The organism is Streptomyces sp. NPDC002790 (assembly GCF_040295505.1).
In the GTDB taxonomy this organism is placed as follows: Bacteria; Actinomycetota; Actinomycetes; order Streptomycetales; family Streptomycetaceae; genus Streptomyces.
In genome coordinates this window covers 33,002-50,986 of sequence record NZ_JBEOVM010000042.1, presented here as the reverse complement: position 1 = coordinate 50,986, position 17,985 = coordinate 33,002, and the positions used below count along the sequence as shown (strand labels likewise).

Annotated in this window: 17 protein-coding genes; 12 read left to right on the top strand and 5 right to left on the bottom strand. The window is 70.3% G+C overall.

Annotated elements, in window-relative coordinates; all coding sequences use genetic code 11:
* Nucleotides 1-107 precede the first annotated feature (107 nt).
* Nucleotides 108-1,190: a septation protein SepH gene (sepH, locus tag ABT004_RS20210; RefSeq protein ID WP_351338586.1), complete on the bottom strand. Its 1,083-nt coding sequence runs from the start codon at nucleotides 1,188-1,190 to the stop codon at nucleotides 108-110.
* A gap of 519 nt (nucleotides 1,191-1,709) precedes the next feature.
* On the opposite strand from sepH, the gene ABT004_RS20205 reads away from it, so the two are divergent.
* Nucleotides 1,710-3,038, top strand: coding sequence for a hypothetical protein (locus tag ABT004_RS20205; RefSeq protein WP_351338584.1), 1,329 nt, complete (start codon nucleotides 1,710-1,712; stop codon nucleotides 3,036-3,038).
* Nucleotides 3,039-3,069: 31 nt separating this feature from the next.
* Here ABT004_RS20205 and ABT004_RS20200 read toward each other — a convergent pair whose 3' ends face one another.
* The gene (locus ABT004_RS20200; protein ID WP_351338581.1) at nucleotides 3,070-4,428 is read right to left on the bottom strand and encodes a D-arabinono-1,4-lactone oxidase; all 1,359 of its coding nucleotides are present in this window, start codon (nucleotides 4,426-4,428) and stop codon (nucleotides 3,070-3,072) included.
* Entirely contained in the window at nucleotides 4,349-5,635 is a 1,287-nt protein-coding gene (locus tag ABT004_RS20195; protein WP_351338578.1) for an MFS transporter, read from the bottom strand. Before ABT004_RS20195 ends, ABT004_RS20200 begins: the two co-directional genes overlap by 80 nt.
* A gap of 106 nt (nucleotides 5,636-5,741) precedes the next feature.
* Here ABT004_RS20195 and ABT004_RS20190 point away from each other — a divergent pair, with 106 nt between their 5' ends.
* Together ABT004_RS20190 and ABT004_RS20185 are read left to right on the top strand one after the other, a co-directional pair.
* Entirely contained in the window at nucleotides 5,742-6,881 is a 1,140-nt protein-coding gene (locus ABT004_RS20190; RefSeq protein ID WP_351338576.1) for a ferrochelatase, read from the top strand.
* Between the two features lie 85 nt (nucleotides 6,882-6,966).
* Nucleotides 6,967-7,743, top strand: a complete 777-nt coding sequence (locus tag ABT004_RS20185; RefSeq protein WP_351338594.1) for an inositol monophosphatase family protein — start codon at nucleotides 6,967-6,969, stop codon at nucleotides 7,741-7,743.
* A 113-nt stretch (nucleotides 7,744-7,856) separates the two neighbouring features.
* Here ABT004_RS20185 and ABT004_RS20180 read toward each other — a convergent pair whose 3' ends face one another.
* Nucleotides 7,857-8,030, bottom strand: a complete 174-nt coding sequence (locus ABT004_RS20180; protein WP_351338573.1) for a hypothetical protein — start codon at nucleotides 8,028-8,030, stop codon at nucleotides 7,857-7,859.
* A 341-nt stretch (nucleotides 8,031-8,371) separates the two neighbouring features.
* Between ABT004_RS20180 and ABT004_RS20175 the strand changes: the two genes are divergently transcribed.
* The 4 genes from ABT004_RS20175 (at nucleotide 8,372) to ABT004_RS20160 (ending at nucleotide 11,947) form a co-directional block, all read left to right on the top strand.
* A complete protein-coding gene (locus ABT004_RS20175; protein ID WP_266714992.1) occupies nucleotides 8,372-9,025 on the top strand; it encodes a response regulator transcription factor in 654 nt (217 codons plus the stop codon).
* A 7-nt stretch (nucleotides 9,026-9,032) separates the two neighbouring features.
* Nucleotides 9,033-10,274 carry a sensor histidine kinase gene (locus ABT004_RS20170; protein ID WP_351338571.1) on the top strand — a complete coding sequence of 414 codons (1,242 nt, stop codon included), beginning with the start codon at nucleotides 9,033-9,035 and terminating at the stop codon, nucleotides 10,272-10,274.
* A 427-nt stretch (nucleotides 10,275-10,701) separates the two neighbouring features.
* A complete protein-coding gene (locus ABT004_RS20165; protein ID WP_018535993.1) occupies nucleotides 10,702-10,998 on the top strand; it encodes a DUF4193 domain-containing protein in 297 nt (98 codons plus the stop codon).
* 13 nt (nucleotides 10,999-11,011) lie between these two features.
* Nucleotides 11,012-11,947 carry a hypothetical protein gene (locus tag ABT004_RS20160; protein WP_351338568.1) on the top strand — a complete coding sequence of 312 codons (936 nt, stop codon included), beginning with the start codon at nucleotides 11,012-11,014 and terminating at the stop codon, nucleotides 11,945-11,947.
* A gap of 29 nt (nucleotides 11,948-11,976) precedes the next feature.
* Here the strand turns inward: ABT004_RS20160 and ABT004_RS20155 are convergent, their stop codons facing one another.
* On the bottom strand, nucleotides 11,977-12,426 hold the full coding sequence (locus tag ABT004_RS20155; protein WP_351338565.1) for a DUF3093 domain-containing protein: 450 nt from the start codon (nucleotides 12,424-12,426) through the stop codon (nucleotides 11,977-11,979).
* 58 nt (nucleotides 12,427-12,484) lie between these two features.
* Between ABT004_RS20155 and ABT004_RS20150 the strand changes: the two genes are divergently transcribed.
* The 5 genes from ABT004_RS20150 (at nucleotide 12,485) to ABT004_RS20130 (ending at nucleotide 17,924) form a co-directional block, all read left to right on the top strand.
* A complete protein-coding gene (locus tag ABT004_RS20150; RefSeq protein ID WP_351338563.1) occupies nucleotides 12,485-13,069 on the top strand; it encodes a PaaI family thioesterase in 585 nt (194 codons plus the stop codon).
* A gap of 5 nt (nucleotides 13,070-13,074) precedes the next feature.
* A complete protein-coding gene (gene dut / locus ABT004_RS20145; protein ID WP_451190191.1) occupies nucleotides 13,075-13,629 on the top strand; it encodes a dUTP diphosphatase in 555 nt (184 codons plus the stop codon).
* 1 nt (nucleotide 13,630) lies between these two features.
* Nucleotides 13,631-14,404, top strand: coding sequence for a DUF3710 domain-containing protein (locus ABT004_RS20140; protein ID WP_351338560.1), 774 nt, complete (start codon nucleotides 13,631-13,633; stop codon nucleotides 14,402-14,404).
* Between the two features lie 197 nt (nucleotides 14,405-14,601).
* Nucleotides 14,602-17,244, top strand: a complete 2,643-nt coding sequence (locus ABT004_RS20135; protein WP_351338557.1) for an ATP-binding protein — start codon at nucleotides 14,602-14,604, stop codon at nucleotides 17,242-17,244.
* Nucleotides 17,241-17,924: a response regulator gene (locus ABT004_RS20130; protein ID WP_351338555.1), complete on the top strand. Its 684-nt coding sequence runs from the start codon at nucleotides 17,241-17,243 to the stop codon at nucleotides 17,922-17,924. The genes ABT004_RS20135 and ABT004_RS20130 overlap by 4 nt, the downstream gene beginning before the upstream one ends.
* Nucleotides 17,925-17,985 lie beyond the last annotated feature (61 nt).

The window sequence follows — 17,985 nt, the reverse complement described above, 5'->3', positions numbered from 1 at the left end:
GCCCCGGCCCCCCCAACCCCCCCCCCGCGCGGGGGGGCCCCGCCCCCCCCGCCCGGCCCCCCCCCCCTCTGCGTACAAGAGCTTGCTACTCGTGACGCAAGAAGTGACTACTCCTGCTTCTTGCGGCGCGTACCGAAGACGATCTCGTCCCAACTCGGCACCGCGGCGCGGCGGCCGGGCCGTACTCCGTCGGCCTCGGCCTGGCGGTCGGTGGTGCCGGTGAGGCGGTCACGGTGGCCGGCGACGGCGCGCGGCATCAGGATGTCCGCGTACGCCGATCCGGCCCCGGCCGACGCCGCGGGCGCCGCCGGCTCCTCCACCTCGGCGGCCGCGGGCGGCTCGGGCTCCTCCTGCGGCGGCTCGGGAGCCACGGCGGGACGCTCGGGCACCGCGAGGTCGCCGCGGTAGCTGGGCACGGCCTCCAGGAGGCTGGTCAGCGAGTCGCGCTCCGGCGGGGCCGACGAGGTGATCGCCGGCAGCTCGGTCTCTTCGGGCTCCGGCTCCACGGGCGGCGCGGGCCGCTCGAGCTGCCGGTCCAGGGCACGGTCGAGGGGGCGGTCCCTGGGCAGCCGGGCGATACGCGGCACGAACGGGAACGTGGGTTCGGGCGTGCCGATGTCCTCGGACTCGCCGATCAGCGAGCGCGCCTCGTCGTCCACGGCCTGGACCAGCCTGCGGGGCGGGTCGTACGTCCAGCTCGCCGAGTGCGGTTCGGCCGCGACCCGGTAGACGAGCAGGACTTCCCACGTGCCGTCGTCCCGGCGCCAGGAGTCCCACTGGACCGAGTCCTTGTCGGCGCCGCGCAGCACGAGGCGCTCCTGCACCGCCTCGCCCAGCTGGGGCCCGGCGTTCTCGCCGGGGCGGCGCACGGGGGTCTTTCTGGCACGCTCGGCCATGAACGCGCGCTCCGCGAGCACGGGGCCCTCGAATCGGCGCACCCGGTCGACCGGGATGCCGGCGAACTGCGCGACCTCTTCCGCGGTCGCGCCTGCCCGTATACGCGCCTGAATGTCGCGCGGGCGGAGGTGGCTCTCCACCTCGATCTCGATCTGGCCGAGGCGCGGACGGTCGCCACGTACGGCGGCCCGGAGGCGCTCGTCGATCGGCAGCGTGTACTCCGTGCTGTCCGCAGCCTTCAGCACCAGCCGTGTGCCGTCGTTAGAGACGGCCACGACACGCAGTTCGGGCATGGGGACCTCCCGGGTGGTGCCTGCCGACGTCACGTGCGTCGCTGCTTCCGCTAGTCGAGTGTGGCCTGCCCGGGTGCAGCCTGCCACAACCTTGCCGAGTTGCCCGGCGTGTCGGGCATGGGCCCTGGTACGCCGTTATGGCACGGTTACCTATTCGCAACGCTAAGTGACGGACACCGTCACCCTGTGCAGCGAACCCCCTCCCCACGGTCCTGGCAGGACTCGAGCACCCTGGCGGGAGACCGGGCCCAGGGCTGGCAACAGTACTCCATTCGGGCCACTTGCGTGGATCGGCACGCTGTTGAAGTTCTGTCGGGGAGCGGGAGTTGGGGCTGGGATTCTCCGACCCTGGCGGGTGATGTGTGGGGTCCGCGTGTTCTGCTTCACGAAACCTCCGGAACCGGAACTGATTCCTCCTCCGATACGTCCTTTCTCTTGTGTCCTAGGGAGTTCGCTTACTCTTGGGAGCTTCGTTGGTGCATGGGTGGTTTTGTCGAGAAGGGCGGGAAAGTTCCGATCATGGGCAGGAAGCCGGAGATCTCCGAGGACATATCCGAGGACATGGAGGAAGAGCCCAAGGGGAAGCGGCTGGATCTGAGCGTCCCGCAGGTGGCGGGCAGTGCGATCGCCGCCGTCGTGGCCGCGAAGCTCGCCTCGGGGCTCGGTGTCTACGGGACGATCCTCGGCGCCGGCGTGGTCAGTGCGCTCGCCACTTGCGGTGGCACGCTCTTCCAGCACTTCTTCAAGCGCACCGGAGAGCAGATACGTGACGTCAAGGACGTCGTGAAGCCGAAGACCCGGCAGGTGCCGGTGACGGCGGAGGGCAGGCCCGTGCCCCGTACGTTCCGCTCGGACTCCTCGATGGGCGCCACGAGTTCCATGGTCACGGGTTCCGAGCCGCCCGCGGCGCGACCGGCCGTGACGGCACTGCCGACCACCACGACCTGGGGGACACGGAAGACCCCGGCCGCGGATGCCGATGAGACGACGGCGTTGCCGCAGGCCTCCGCCGTCGAGCAGGTCACCGCCATGGAGCGGGTCTCCACCACCGCCACCGAGGGCACCCAACTGCTCGACACGGGCGCCGTGGCCGACCTGCTGCCCGACGAGGACACCGACAAGACGCGACTGCTGGGCACCGCGGGTGCGGCCGCCGCGGCCGATCCCGAGAAGACCCAGCTGATCAAGCCGGAGACGGTCGACGTGGCCACGCGGATGCTGCGCGTCCCGGACGGTGAGGACGTCGACGGCGGCGCGGACCTCGACGACGAGTTCACCGGGGGCGACGAGTTCACCGAGGGCACCGTGCACCGTTCGGGCATCAAGAGCTGGAAGCGGCCGCTGATCGCCGCGGCGCTCGTGTTCGGCGTCACCATGGGCGGCATCACGACGTACGAACTGGTGTCGGGCAACACCTTCGGCGGTGGGAGCGGCGGTGGCACCACCATCGGCGACGCCTTCAAGGGGCGCAGCTCCTCGTCCGGCGGCGACACCACTCCGGACACCACCCCGGCGCCGTCCGACAGCGGTGACACCGGCTCGGACACCGGTACGCAGCACAACGACGACTCAGGCACCACCACCCCGGACCCGAGCGCCACCCCGACGAACGGTGACACCGGCGGTTCGGACAGCGGCTCGGACTCCGGTTCGGACAGCGGCTCCTCCCACTCGGGCTCCGATTCGGGCTCCGATTCGGGCTCCGATTCGGGTTCCGACACCGGTTCGGACTCCGGTTCGGACTCGGGCTCCGACAACGGCTCGGATTCCGGTTCGGACAGTGGCAGCACCACCAACCCGACCACCGCGCCCACACCGGGCTCGGACGCCCAGCCGCAGTCGGAGTGACCCGATGCACGCCCCTCCGGGGGCCGGCGGGTCAGTCGCCGAGGACCCGCCGAAGATAGGCATTGCCGAACACGCGGTCCGGGTCCAGGCGGTCGCGCAGCGCCGTGAACTCGCCGAAGCGCGGGTACGCGCGCGTGAAGTAGTCCGCGTCGCGCGTGTGTATCTTGCCCCAGTGCGGGCGCCCCTCATGGGCGGTGAGGATCTGCTCGGCCGCGGTGAAGTACCGGTGGTACGGCGTCCCCTTGTACATGTGCACGGCTACGTAGGCGGTGTCGCGGTCGGACGCAGTGGACAGCGCGATGTCGTCGGCCGGGGCGGTGCGGACCTCCACGGGGAAGCTGACCCGCAGGCGCGAGCGGTCGACCAGGGACTTCAACTCGCGCAGTGTGTCCACCAGGGCCGCGCGCGGAAGCGCGTACTCCATCTCCACGAAGCGCACGCGGCGCGGTGATGTGAAGACCTTGTAGGGGATGTCCGTGTATGTCCGGGAGGACAGTGCCCGGCTGGAGACCTTGGCGATCGACGGGATCGTGGCGGGCACCGCGCGGCCGATCGAATTGGCCACCTGGAACAGGCCGTTGGAGAGCAGCTCGTCCTCGACGAAGCCGCTGAGCCTCGAGACGGGGGCCTCCGGGCCCGCGCTGCGGTTGTTGCGCTTGGTGTTGCAGCTGCCCGTGTGCGGGAACCAGTAGAACTCGAAGTGCTCGTTCTCGGCGTGCAGCTCCTCGAAGTCCGTGAGCACCCGGTCGAGGGACATCGGCTCCTCGCGCGCGGAGAGCAGGAAGATCGGCTCCACGGCGAAGGTGATCGCCGTGATGATGCCGAGGGCGCCGAGACCGATGCGGGCGGCCGCGAAGACGTCGGGGTTCTCCTTCTCGGAACAGACGAGGAGTTCTCCGCTCGCGGTGACCAGCTCAAGTCCCTTGATCTGCGCGGCGATCGACGCGGAGTCGCGGCCCGTGCCGTGCGTGCCGGTGCTGGTGGCGCCGGAGACCGTCTGCTCCATGATGTCGCCCATGTTCGTGAGCGAAAGGCCCTCGCGGGCCAGGGCCATGTTGAGTCGCTTGAGCGGTGTACCGGCCTCGACCGTGACGGTCCCGTTCACCCGGTCAATGCTGCGGATCCCGGTCAACAGTTGAGGGCGTATCAACACCCCGTCGGTCGCGGCCGCCGCGGTGAAGGAGTGGCCCGAGCCGACGGCCTTCACCTTCAGGCCGTCCTCCGCGGCGCCGCGTACCGCCGCTGTCAGCTCCTCGACGGACGCGGGCGTCACCTCGCGCACGGGGCGTGCCGTGACGTTCCCCGCCCAGTTACGCCAGGCTTGGCTGCTCCTCCGGCTGCCCGTCCGCGTCCCCGGCGTGCCCGGCGTTCCCGTCTGCGACCTGCTCATTGGTGCTTCCTCCCCGCTGCGGAACAACCGGCCGCTTCAGCCGGCGATAGCCGAGGAGCCCGACGACGACCGCGACGGCGCCGGATACCCCCGGCACCGCGTACCCGGCTCCCGCCCCGGCCGCGTCGATCACCCAGCCGGCCACGGAGGAGCCGAGCGCGACGCCGACCGAGAGTCCGGTACTCACCCAGGTCATGCCCTCGGTCAGCTTCGCGCGCGGTACGTGCTGCTCGACGAGGGCCATCGTCGTGATCATCGTCGGTGCGACGGACAGGCCCGCGACGAAGAGCGCCACGGCCAGGAGTGGCAGGTTCCCGACCAGTTGGAGGGGGATCATACTCACGGCCATCGTGACGACACCCACCAGCCACCTGGGAGCGGGCGCCCCCTTGAAGTGCAGCAGGCCGAACAGGGCGCCCGCGAGGCAGGAGCCGGTCGCGTAGACGGCGAGCACCACGCTGGCCATCGACTTGTGGCCGAGGTCCTCGGCGTAGGCCACCGTGACGACGTCGATCGACCCGAAGATCGCCCCCGTCGCGACGAAGGTCGCCACCAGAACCTGCAAACCACGCGCGCGGAGCGCCGATCCGCGGGTGTGCTGTTCACGCGGGTGCGGTACGGGTTCCGTGGCTCGCTGCGACGTCAGCCAGAAGACACCGGCCGCGAGGAAACAGCCCGCCAGAAGGGGGCCCGCCTCCGGGAACCACACGGTGGACAGTCCGATCGAGATGATCGGCCCGAACACGAAGCACACCTCGTCCAGCACCGACTCGAAGGAGTACGCGGTGTGCAGCTGCCGCGGGACGTCTCCGTAGAGGGCCGCCCATCGTGACCGGATCATGGAGCCGACACTCGGGACGCAGCCGACGAGCGCCGCGCACGCGAACAGGGTCCAGTCCGGCGCCGTGTACTTCGCGCACAGCAGGAGAGCGGTGACGGCGGCGAGCGAGACCAGAGTGGCGGGCCGCAGCACCCGGCGCTGTCCGTGCCGGTCGACGAGTCGGGAGATCTGCGGCCCGATCAGCGCGGCGGACAGGGCGACTGTCGCGGACAGGGCGCCGGCGAGCCCGTAGCGACCGGTCAACTGGGAGACCATCGTGACGATGCCGATGCCCATCATGGACAGGGGCATCCGGCCCAGGAGCCCGGCCGCGGAGAAGCTCTTGGTTCCGGGCAGGGCGAATATGGCGCGGTAGGGGCTGGGCAACTCGACTCCGGTAAGGCGTAAAAGCAGTGGATACAGCTTACGCGTGTCACGGCCCGGGCGACACGCGGTTTTCCGCCTGTCAGTGCCGGGTGGGAGGATCGAAGACATGCCAGACGCGCACGCTGCCAGCCTTGATGCCCGCCCCTACGATGCCCTGCTGCTGCTCTCGTTCGGTGGTCCGGAGGGCCCCGACGACGTCGTCCCGTTCCTGGAGAACGTGACGCGCGGCCGGGGCATCCCCAAGGAGCGGCTCAAAGAGGTCGGGCAGCACTACTTCCTGTTCGGCGGGGTCAGCCCGATCAACGACCAGAACAGGGCGCTGCTCGACGCCCTGCGCAAGGACTTCGCCGAGCACGGCCTGGACCTGCCGGTCTACTGGGGCAACCGGAACTGGGCGCCGTACCTGACGGACACGCTGCGCGAGATGGTCACCGACGGCCACCGCCGCATCCTCGTCCTCGCCACCAGCGCCTACGCCTCGTACTCGGGCTGCCGCCAATACCGCGAGAACCTCGCGGAGTCGCTCGCCGCGCTGGAGGCCGAGGGCCTGGAACCGCCGAAGATCGACAAGCTGCGGCACTACTTCAACCACCCCGGCTTCGTGCGCCCCATGATGGAGGGCGTCTTGAAGTCCCTCGCCGACCTCCCCGAGGACGTCCGCGCCGGCGCCCACATCGCCTTCACCACGCACTCCATCCCGACCGCTGCGGCCGACACCTCCGGGCGGCCCGAGGAGCACGGCGACGGGGGCGCGTACGTGAAGCAGCACCTGGATGTCGCGCAGCTGATCGCCGACGCGGTGCGCGAGGAGACCGGTGTCGCCCACCCCTGGCAGCTCGTCTACCAGTCGCGTTCCGGCGCCCCGCACATCCCGTGGCTCGAGCCCGACATCTGCGACCACCTGGAGGAGCGCCACGCGGCGGGCGTCCCGGCCGTCGTCATGGTGCCCATCGGCTTCGTCTCCGACCACATGGAGGTCCTCTACGACCTCGACACCGAGGCCGAGGCGAAGGCCGCGGAGCTGGGTCTTCCAGTGCGCCGCTCCGCCACCGTGGGAGCCGACTCGCGCTTCGCGGCCGCCGTACGGGAGTTGACCCTGGAACGGGCCGCGACCGAGAGCGGCAGGAACGTCACACCGTGCGCCCTGGGCGCGCTCGGCGCGAGCCACGACCTGTGTCCCGTGGGCTGCTGCCCCGCCCGCGCCCCCAAGCCGGCCGCCGCCGGCGCCGACAGCCCGTACGCGTAAGGACAGTGACGTGACCGACTCCCAGGCCCCCAGGGCCACCGAGGCTGCCCACACCGCAGGCGACCTCACGTCCCTCAAGGCGGAACTGCTCGAGATCGCCCTGGAGGCGGCGGCGCGGGCCGGCGTGTTCCTGCGCGACGGCAGGCCCGAGGACCTCGGTGTCGCCGCCACCAAGACGAGCGCCGTCGACGTCGTCACCGAGATGGACATCGCCTCCGAGAAGCTGATCACCGACTACCTGGCCGAGCGCCGCCCCGACGACGGGGTGCTCGGCGAGGAGGGCTCCTCCGTGGAGGGCACCAGCGGCGTCCAGTGGGTGATCGATCCCATCGACGGCACCGTCAACTACCTTTACGGACGCCCGGATTGGTCCGTCTCCATCGCGGCCCGCAAGGACGGCGAGACGCTCGTCGGCGTCGTCGCCGCCCCGATGCGCGCCGAGACCTACCGCGCCGTCCTCGGCGAGGGCGCCTTCGTGAACGACCGCCCCGCGCACCCGCGCGTGGCGCCGCCCCTCGAGCAGGCGCTGGTCGGCACCGGCTTCGGCTACCTGGAGTCGCGCCGCGCCCGCCAGGCCGAGGTCCTCGGTCAGCTGGTGCCGCGCGTGCGCGACATCCGGCGCGGCGGCTCGGCCGCGATCGACCTGTGCGACGTGGCGCTCGGGCGCATGGACGCGTACTACGAACGCGGCCTGAACCCCTGGGACTTCGCGGCCGGCGACCTCATCGCGCGCGAGGCGGGCGCCCTCACCGGAGGCCGTCCCGGAGAGCCGCTCTCCCCGGAGCTGACGATCGCGGCGCCCCCCGGCGTCTTCGAGCCGCTTCAGAACTGGCTGGAAGAACTCGGCGCCTGGCACGACTGAGCGCCCCGGCCAACGGCTCACAGCCAACGGCCAACGGCTCACGCACTCGCGGAACGCGAAAGGGCCCCGGCGCCCGCCTGGATCAACCAGGCGCCGGGGCCTTCGTACGTGCGTCAGACGCTCGAGGCGTGAACCTCCACGCCGTGCTCGGCGGCGAGGCGGCGGAGGTCGTCCAGTTCGCCCTGCTCGACCTCGGCAAGGAAGTCGTCACCGGTCTCGCGCGCCAGCGTCAGGTCGGTCTCGGCCGCCTTGATGCGCTGCAGAAGTCCTGCGGTGAATGCGTCCATGGTTGCGCCCCCTCATCCTGGGTCGTGGGTCGATGGCACGGGGGTGTGCCCTTGGAAGGGGCGATCACGTCCCGAGGCAGCCCTGGCGGAGGGCGGTCTCTACAGCGGCTCGTGGCATGCCACATACAAAGCGTGATCGCGGATGTACAGCCGTCCTCCCCAAGCTCCCTTCCGGAGAAACCTCGGCCTACGCAGAAAAAATCCCGCATTCCCCGGGGCCCCGTCCGTCTTACAGCCGGTTTATGGCCGAAAGGGGCAGGATGGTGACCACAGCCCCACACCCGACCTGCCCGCGTGCCCGAGAAACGCGCCGGTGGGCGACCAGAGGAAGGACAAACGACGTGCGCGTACTCGTCGTCGAGGACGAGCAACTGCTCGCCGATGCGGTGGCCACCGGACTCCGCCGGGAGGCCATGGCCGTCGACGTCGTGTACGACGGTGCGGCCGCCCTGGAGCGCATCGGCGTCAACGACTACGACGTGGTCGTCCTCGACCGCGATCTCCCGCTTGTGCACGGCGACGACGTCGCCCGCAAGCTCGTCGAGCTGGGCATGCCCACCCGCATCCTCATGCTGACCGCCTCCGGCGACGTCAGCGACCGCGTGGAGGGCCTGGAGATCGGGGCGGACGACTACCTCCCCAAGCCCTTCGCGTTCAGCGAGCTGACGGCCCGTGTGCGGGCTCTCGGGCGACGTACGAGCATGCCGCTGCCACCCGTGCTCGAGCGCGCGGGGATCAAGCTCGACCCGAACCGCCGTGAGGTGTTCCGGGACGGCAAGGAGATCCAGCTCGCTCCCAAGGAGTTCGCGGTCCTCGAGGTGCTGCTGCGCAGTGAAGGCGCCGTCGTCTCGGCCGAGCAGCTCCTGGAGAAGGCCTGGGACGAGAACACGGACCCGTTCACGAACGTCGTGCGGGTCACCGTGATGACCCTGCGCCGCAAGCTGGGCGAGCCCGCCGTCATCGTCACCGTGCCCGGCTCGGGCTACCGGATCTGATCCCTAGATGGCCGCCGCACCCGCGCCACCCTCTCCGGCGCCACCGAAACCGACATGGAAGCCCGGGACGAAGACGGAACCGCCCTTCCCCTGGCTCCGCCCGACCATCCGGATACGCCTCACACTGCTGTACGGCGGCATGTTCCTCATCGCGGGCATCCTGCTGCTCTCGATCATCTACCTCCTGGCCGCGCAGGCCCTCGACGTGGGCGGCGACCTGCCGTTCAAGGTCACCGACGGGCATGTCATCAGCGCCAGCTGCAATTTCCCGACGGGGAACATCTCGGCGAGCGAGCTGAACGATCTGATGAACGGCTGCGTCAACAAGCAGCGCCAGCACGCTCTCGACGTGCTTCTCAGCCGCTCCCTGATGGCCCTGATGGGCCTCGCCGTCATCGCTTTTGCCTTCGGCTACGCCATGGCGGGCCGTGTCCTGTCCCCGCTCGGCCGGATCACGCGCACCGCGCGCAGGGTCGCCGGCACGGACCTGACGCGCCGCATCGAGCTGGACGGACCGGACGACGAGCTGAAGGAGCTGTCCGACACCTTCGACGAGATGCTGGACCGCCTGGAGCGCGCCTTCACGGCGCAGCAGCGCTTCGTCGGCAATGCCTCCCATGAGCTGCGTACGCCGCTCGCGATCAACCGCACCCTCCTGGAGGTGCACCTCTCCGATCCGGGCGCCCCTGTGGAGCTCCAGCAGCTCGGCAAGACACTGCTCGCCACGAACGAGCGCAGCGAGCAGCTCGTGGAGGGCCTGCTGCTGCTCGCCCGCAGCGACAACCAGATCGTCGAGCGCAAGCCCGTGGACCTGGCGGAGGTCGCCTCGCAGGCGATCGACCAGGCCAGGTCCGAGGCCGACGAGAAGGGCGTGGAGATCCGCGGGGAGTGCAAGGAAGCGGTGATCCAGGGCAACGGCGTGCTCCTGGAGCGCATCGCCCTGAACCTCGTACAGAACGCGGTCCGCTACAACATCCCCGAAGGGGGATGGGTGGAGGTGGACACGGAGGCCCAGCACGGCCAGGCGGTCCTGGTGGTCGCGAATACGGGTCCCGTGGTCCCCGCCTACGAGATCGACAACCTCTTCGAACCATTCAGGCGGCTGCGGACCGAGCGCACCGGCAGCGACAAGGGCGTGGGCCTCGGGCTCTCCATCGCCCGGTCCGTCGCGCGCGCCCACGGCGGCCGCATCACAGCCGAGCCACGCGAGGGGGGTGGGCTCGTGATGCGGGTCACCCTGCCGATCTAGCTCGGTTCAACGTGCGTGCGGCGCATGGATCTGACATGCTTCCGCCGACGCGCTGGGGACGTTCGCTTTTGGCTGAATTTTCCGGACCTGCGCCGGAGATTGTCGTGTGTGATCGATCACATGGGCTTTTTTTCGGCCGTCCACTCTCCGTGATCGCAAAAGCCGTGTGAAAGCCGGGAAAGTCCGGGTTTTCGGGCGCCTTGATCACGGGAAGTACACGGGGTGGCGCCTGTGCAGTGCGGCAATCGGACCGTGTACGGTCCCGTTCGCCACCCAAGACGATCACTCGTGAGGGATCCAGTTGGGTGTCGATTGAGTAACAGACCTTGATGTGAGGCAAAATCTCCGCCTCAGGTCGGGCACAAGTCCGGCCTCTCATGCGTTACGGCGCTTGAGACACCGAAGACACCCAGAGGGGGAGAGCGACATGGCAACGGATTACGACACCCCACGCAAGACCGATGACGACCTCAACGAAGACAGCATTGAGGAACTGAAGTCGCGGCGTAACGACAAGTCGGCGTCGAATGTCGACGTGGACGAGTTCGAGGCGGCGGAGGGCCTGGAGCTTCCGGGCGCCGACCTCTCGAACGAGGAACTGGCCGTCCGTGTCCTGCCCAAGCAGCAGGACGAGTTCACCTGCATGAGCTGCTTCTTGGTGCACCACCGAAGCCAGCTCGCGCGGGAGAAGAACGGGCAGCCCATCTGCCGCGACTGCGACTGAGGGCGGGTCGGGCATGACCAGCTCGACCCCGCCCTGGAAGCGCCGCTCCCGCAACAAGAAGGACCGCGGGGCGGCTCAAGGCCCGTCAGAGGCCGTGCGTGACGACGAGCGAGGCTCTTTCCCAGGAGCACCAGGTGCTGTACCCGGTGCCCCCGGAGAAGACGCCTCGCTCGAATCGGCGGACGATCACGCGTCGACGGGCGAACTGCCGGTGGCCCCGGCGGCCGGCGGTGACGGTGCGCGCAGAGGCGGCGCCGTCGCGAGAAGTGCCAGAACAGCCAGAACGGGGCTGGCCAAGGGCGGCGCGGCCGCCAAGGCCTCGATCGGCTATCTCGCCGATCGCATCATCGAGATCGCGCCGCGGGTTCCCGTGCGGGACCTGGCGACCCTCCGCAAGCAGTTCCCCGGTCTCGACCCGGAACAGCTCGCGGACAAGCTGGTCACGGGCGCGGCCGCAGCAACATCCACCGTGGGTGCGGGAGTCGGCGCCGCCGCGATGCTGCCCGTACCGCCCGCGATGCCGACCGAACTGGCCGCGGAGGTGACCGGCGTGGCCGCGATCGAGCTCAAGCTGATCGCCGAGCTGCACGAGGTCTACGGACTGCGCCCGCCAGGGGCCCTGAAGGCCCGTAGCGGCGCCTACCTGACCGCATGGACGGAAGAGCGCGGCATCGACGTGGCGAAGCCGACCACGGTCAACGCAGCGCTCGGCGGGCAGATGAAGCGCGAGCTGCGGCAGCAGATCATGAAGCGGATGGTGCGGAACCTTCCGAGCCTGACGCCGTTCATGATCGGCGCGGCCGTGGGAGCGTTCATGAACCGGCGTGACACCAGAAAACTGGCCGACCGGGTACGCCAGGACCTGCGGCGACACCAGGTCCCCTGGGAGGCGCTGAACGAACAGTCGCCCCTGGAGGAGCCGCCCGACGCCCTGGAGATCGGGGCCTGACCCCGCCCTCGCCGGGCGCGGCCCGGAGTTCAGGCGCGGCTCAGAGCCTTTGCCAAAGCTTCAGGGTCGCGCGTCGACAGGTAGACGTACGGCGTCGGGTCCGACGGATCCGTGATCTCCGCCCGCACCGCGGTCGTGACATAGCTGCGCAGCAGCATGAAGGCGCGCGGGTCGGCCTTGTACGTGCGCCACGCGCGTGCCTCCTCCGCGTCCAGCACGTGCACCTCGCCGAGCGCGGACAGCGGGATCTTCGCGTCGCCCGCGACCAGCGAGTCGGCCACGACACGGACCCGCGCCGAGCCGTACGAGCTGGTGATCACGGCCGCGACGACCAGTCCGACGACGAAGCCGCCGAGCAGTGGCAACGGGCCGAAGGGCAGCATGATGATGGCCCCGACAACCCCCACCATGAACGTGATCAACCACCACGTACGGGGCGCGGTGAGTCGTTCGTCGTAAGGCGTCGTCGAGAGCTCCATGGGGTCAAGCTTGGCACGATGCGTGCACTGATAGGACGCGCGGGTAAGGTCTGCGGCTGTGAGTGGTACTTCTGCAGCTCTGACGCCCCCCGCCGACGCCATAGCCCCGGTGCGGCACCCCGACGCGCCCGCCCCCGGCGAGCTCCTCGGCGCGCACTACGGACACTGTTTCGGCTGCGGCGGCGACCAACCGCACGGGCTGCACCTGGAGGCGCGGGCCGGTGAAGGCGTCACCGTCACCGCCGAGTTCACCGTGCGCCCCGCGCATCAGGGCGCGCCGGGTCTCGCGCACGGCGGGGTCCTCGCTACCGCGCTCGACGAGACGCTCGGCTCCCTGAACTGGCTGCTTCAGGCCATCGCCGTGACCGGCCGCCTGGAGACCGACTTCGTGCGGCCCGTTCCCGTGGACACGGTGCTGTATCTGTCCGCCGAGGTGACGGCCGTCGCCGGCCGCAAGATCTACTCGACCGCGACCGGCCGGATCGGCGGCCCCGACGGGCCCGTGGCGGTGCGTGCCGAAGCCCTCTTCATCGAGGTCAAGGTCGACCACTTCATCGAGAACGGCCGCCCGGCAGAGATCGAGGCGGCCATGAGCGACCCCGACCAGGTCAGGCGCGCCCGCGCCTTCGAGGTGAACCCGTGAGCATTGTGTCCGGCGGCCCCGGCAGCGAACTCGGCGTGCTCCTGCGGCGCGTCGACCCCGACGTGCCGCTGCCCTCGTACGAGCACCCCGGCGACGCCGGAGCGGATCTGCGTACCACCGAGGCGTGCGAACTCGCGCCCGGTGAGCGGGTCGTCCTGCCCACCGGTGTGTCGGTCGCCCTGCCCGAGGGGTACGCGGCCTTTGTGCACCCCAGATCCGGCCTCGCAGCGCGCTGCGGCGTGGCTCTGGTGAATGCCCCAGGGACGGTGGATGCCGGGTACCGTGGGGAGATCAAGGTGATCGTGGTGAATCTCGACCCGCGCGAGAGCGTGCGGTTCGAGCGCTTCGACCGGATTGCCCAACTGGTGGTCCAGCAGGTCGAGAGGGTCCGCTTCCAGGAGGTCGCGGAGCTTCCCGATTCGGTGCGGGCCGGAGGGGGCTTCGGGTCCACCGGCGGGCACGCTGCCGTGGGTGGCCCGACCGTTGCCGACAGTGGCGCGGACGGTCAAAAGGGTGGGAATCGATACGCTTCGGTCGTATCCGACCGGGAAGGACAGTGACGTGTTCGGACGTCGTAACAAGAACGGCGCCGCCGAGGATGCGGCCGGCGAGGCCGAGCAGTTCGCTGAGAACGCTGACAGCGTCGGCAGCGTCGACTCGGACGAGCAGGAGTCGGACCGCGTCCGGCTCGAGCCCGAGCCCCGTCCCGACGGTCCCTGGGACGCCTCCGAGGTCCGCGAGCCCGGCGAGGGCCGGGTCGACCTGGGCGGAGTCTTCGTCCCCGGCGTGGAGGGCATGGAGCTGCGTGTGGAGGTCGCGGGCGACGCGATCGTCGCGGCGACCGTCGTCCTCCAGGACAGCGCGATCCAGCTGCAGGCCTTCGCCGCCCCCAAGAAGGAGGGCATCTGGGGCGAGGTCCGCGAGGAGATCGCCTCCGGCATCACTCAGCAGGGTGGTGTGATCGACGAGGTCGAGGGCTCGCTCGGCTGGGAACTGCGTGCCCAGGTGCCGGTGCAACTGCCGGACGGCACGGGCGGTTTCCAGGTCGTGCGCTTCATCGGCGTGGACGGCCCGCGCTGGTTCCTGCGCGGCGTGATCTCGGGCCAGGGTGCCGTGCAGCCGCAGGCGGCCGGTCTCCTGGAGCAGATCTTCAAGGACACCGTCGTGGTGCGCGGCGAGGGCCCGATGGCCCCGCGTGACCCGATCGTCCTGAAGCTCCCCGACGACGCGCAGATGGTCGCCGAGAGCTCCCAGGGTGAGGGCCAGGAGCCCTCGCGCTTCTCCGGCGGCATGGGCCAGCTGGCCCGCGGCCCGGAGATCACCGAGGTGCGCTGAGGCGCTCACACAGCCGTACGAGGCCGGGGTCGCGCATCCGTCAGGGTGCGCGGCCCCGGTTTCGTGCATCAGGGGGCATCAGGGGGCATCAGGGTTGCGTCAAGGCCACCCGTCCGGCCGTCATCCGCCCCATTTGCGCAGATCGCAGGCCGTAGGCTCGACGCTGCGTGGAGCAGTCACCGGAAGACAATGAGGCCATGGGACGCGGGACGCGGGGCAAACTACGGATCTACCTCGGTTCGGCACCGGGCGTCGGCAAGACGTACGCGATGCTGTCGGAGGCGCACCGCCGGGTGGAGCGGGGCACGGACTGCGTGGTGGCGTTCGTCGAGCATCACGACCGGCCGCGCACCGAGGTGATGCTGCACGGCCTGGAGCAGATCCCGCGCCGGGAGCTCGCGTACCGGGGGACGGTCTTCCACGAGATGGACGTGGACGCCGTGCTGCGGCGCGCCCCGGCCGTCGCCCTCGTCGACGAACTGGCCCACACGAACGTGCCCGGGTCACGCAACGCCAAGCGCTGGCAGGACGTCGAAGAACTGCTCGGTGCGGGCATCGACGTCATATCGACCGTCAACATCCAGCATCTTGAGTCGTTGGGCGATGTGGTTGATTCGATCACTGGTGTACGTCAACGGGAGACGGTCCCCGACGAGGTCGTCCGCCGTGCCGACCAGATCGAGCTCGTCGACATGTCGCCCCAGTCGCTGCGCCGCCGCATGGCCCACGGCAACATCTACAAGCCCGACAAGGTCGATGCGGCACTCTCCAACTACTTCCGCCCCGGAAACCTCACCGCACTGCGGGAGTTGGCGCTCCTGTGGGTCGCCGACCGGGCCGACGAGTACCTCCAGGAGTACCGGGGCGAGCACAACATCCGCTCCACGTGGCAGGCCCGCGAGCGCATCGTCGTCGGCCTGACCGGAGGACCCGAGGGCCGTACGTTGATCAGGCGCGCGGCGCGGCTCGCCGAGAAGGGCGCGGGCGGCGAGGTGCTCGCGGTCTACATCGCCCGCAGCGACGGCCTCACCGCCGCCTCGCCCAAGGAACTGGCAGTCCAGCGCACCCTCGTCGAAGACCTGGGCGGCACGTTCCACCACGTCATCGGCGACGACATTCCCGCCGCCCTTCTGGAGTTCGCCCGCGGCGTCAACGCCACGCAGATCGTCCTCGGCTCCTCGCGGCGCAAGACCTGGCAGTACATGTTCGGCCCCGGCGTCGGCGCGACCGTCGCCCGCGAGTCCGGGGCCGACCTCGACGTGCACATCGTCACCCACGACGAGGTCGCCAAGGGGCGCGGACTGCCCGTCGCCCGCGGCGCCCGGCTCGGCCGGTCCCGAATCGTGTGGGGCTGGCTCACCGGCATCGGCGGCCCCGCGCTGCTCGCGCTGGGCCTCACGCACGCCAACAGCGACCTCGGCCTCGCCAACGACATGCTGCTGTTCCTGTCGCTGACGGTCGCCGCCGCCCTGGTCGGCGGACTGCTCCCGGCGCTGGCGTCGGCGGCCTTCGGCTCCCTGCTGCTCAACTACTTCTTCACGCCGCCGCTGCACCTGTGGACCGTCGCCGACCCCCGCAACATCGTCGCCATCGTGATCTTCGTGGGCGTCGCGGTGTCCGTGGCCTCGGTCGTCGACACCGCGGCGCGGCGCACCCACCAGGCGGCCCGGCTGCGCGCCGAGTCCGAGATCCTCTCCGTCCTGGCGGGCAGCGTGCTGCGCGGCGACACCAGCCTGGAGGCGCTCCTCGAACGCGTACGGGAGACCTTCGCGATGGAGTCCGTGGCGCTCCTGGAGCGGGAGGGCGACACCGCGCCGTGGACCTGCGCGGCGAGCGTCGGCGCGCAGTCCCTCGGCCGGCCCGAGGACGCCGACGTCGACATGCCGGTCGGAGACCACCTGGCGCTCGCCCTGACCGGGCGCGTGCTGCCCGCGGAGGACCGGCGCGTGCTCGCCGCCTTCGCCGCGCAGGCCGCCGTCGTGCTCGACCGCCAGCGCCTGCAGTCCGAGGCCGACCAGGCGCGGGCGCTCGCCGAGGGCAACCGCATCCGTACGGCCCTGCTGGCCGCCGTCTCGCACGATCTGCGGACGCCGCTCGCGGGCATCAAGGCGTCGGTGTCGTCACTGCGCTCCGAGGACGTCGACTGGTCGCCCGAGGACCAGGCGGAACTGCTCGCCGGGATCGAGGAGGGCGCCGACCGGCTCGACCACCTGGTCGGGAACCTGCTCGACATGTCGCGCCTCCAGACCGGCACTGTCACCCCGCTCATCCGCGAGATCGACCTCGACGAGGTCGTGCCGATGGCGCTGGTCGGTGTGCCGGACCCGGACCTCAGCGTCGACCTGGACGTGCCCGAGACGCTGCCCATGGTCAGCGTCGACAAGGGGCTCCTGGAGCGGGCTGTCGCCAACGTCGTCGAGAACGCGGTCAAGTACAGCCCACCCGACAAACCCGTCCTCGTCTCCGCGAGCACGCTCGGCGACCGTGTGGAGCTGCGCGTCGTGGACCGCGGGCCCGGAGTACCGGACGACGCCAAGGACCGGATTTTCGAGCCCTTCCAGCGCTACGGTGACGCTCCGCGCGGCGCCGGTGTGGGCCTCGGGCTCGCCGTGGCGCGCGGCTTCACGGAGGCCATGGGGGGCACGCTCGGCGCGGAGGACACTCCAGGAGGCGGCCTCACCATGGTCCTCACCCTGCGGGCCGCGACCCGCACCACTCCTCAGGACGCGGTCCGGGAGGCCGTACAAACAGCCGTACAAACAGCCGTACCGACAGCCGTACCGACAGCCGGGCAAGCAGCCGGTCAGGACGCTGGACCCCAGAGAGGCAGGCACGCATGACCCGGGTGCTCGTGGTCGACGACGAGCCGCAGATCGTGCGCGCCCTCGTCATCAACCTGAAGGCGCGCAAGTACGAGGTGGACGCCGCCCACGACGGGGCGCAGGCGCTGCAGCTCGCCGCCGCCCGCCACCCCGACGTGATCGTCCTCGACCTGGGCCTGCCCGACATGGACGGCGTCGAGGTGATCAAGGGGCTGCGCGGCTGGACCCGCGTACCGATCCTCGTGCTGTCCGCGCGGCATTCGTCCGACGAGAAGGTCGAGGCGCTCGACGCGGGCGCCGACGACTACGTGACCAAGCCCTTCGGCATGGACGAGCTCCTCGCCCGGCTGCGGGCGGCGGTGCGGCGGGCCGAACCCACGGGCGGGACCGAGGACGAGGGGATCGTCGAGACCTCCGACTTCACGGTCGACATGGCCGCGAAAAAGGTCAACCGGGGCGGGCACGACGTACGGCTGACTCCGACCGAATGGCATCTCCTGGAGGTCCTCGTCCGCAATACGGGCCGCCTGGTCAGCCAGAAGCAGCTGCTGCAGGAGGTGTGGGGGCCCTCGTACGGGACGGAGACCAACTATCTGCGGGTGTACATGGCGCAGTTGCGACGCAAGTTGGAGACCGATCCCTCGCACCCGCGGCACTTCGTCACCGAACCGGGGATGGGCTACCGATTCGAGCGGTGAGGCCCGCGAAAACGGGGTACACCAGCGGGTACGACGCTGTCACAGGGCCCAGGTACGCTTC

Coding starts and splice junctions, on each gene's coding strand:
- sepH (WP_351338586.1), bottom strand. CDS start 1,190: ATGCCCGAACTGCGTGTCGTGGCCGTCTCTAACGACGGCACACGGCTG.
- ABT004_RS20205 (WP_351338584.1), top strand. CDS start 1,710: ATGGGCAGGAAGCCGGAGATCTCCGAGGACATATCCGAGGACATGGAG.
- ABT004_RS20200 (WP_351338581.1), bottom strand. CDS start 4,428: ATGAGCAGGTCGCAGACGGGAACGCCGGGCACGCCGGGGACGCGGACG.
- ABT004_RS20190 (WP_351338576.1), top strand. CDS start 5,742: ATGCCAGACGCGCACGCTGCCAGCCTTGATGCCCGCCCCTACGATGCC.
- ABT004_RS20180 (WP_351338573.1), bottom strand. CDS start 8,030: ATGGACGCATTCACCGCAGGACTTCTGCAGCGCATCAAGGCGGCCGAG.
- ABT004_RS20170 (WP_351338571.1), top strand. CDS start 9,033: ATGGCCGCCGCACCCGCGCCACCCTCTCCGGCGCCACCGAAACCGACA.
- ABT004_RS20165 (WP_018535993.1), top strand. CDS start 10,702: ATGGCAACGGATTACGACACCCCACGCAAGACCGATGACGACCTCAAC.
- ABT004_RS20160 (WP_351338568.1), top strand. CDS start 11,012: ATGACCAGCTCGACCCCGCCCTGGAAGCGCCGCTCCCGCAACAAGAAG.
- ABT004_RS20155 (WP_351338565.1), bottom strand. CDS start 12,426: ATGGAGCTCTCGACGACGCCTTACGACGAACGACTCACCGCGCCCCGT.
- ABT004_RS20135 (WP_351338557.1), top strand. CDS start 14,602: ATGGGACGCGGGACGCGGGGCAAACTACGGATCTACCTCGGTTCGGCA.
- ABT004_RS20130 (WP_351338555.1), top strand. CDS start 17,241: ATGACCCGGGTGCTCGTGGTCGACGACGAGCCGCAGATCGTGCGCGCC.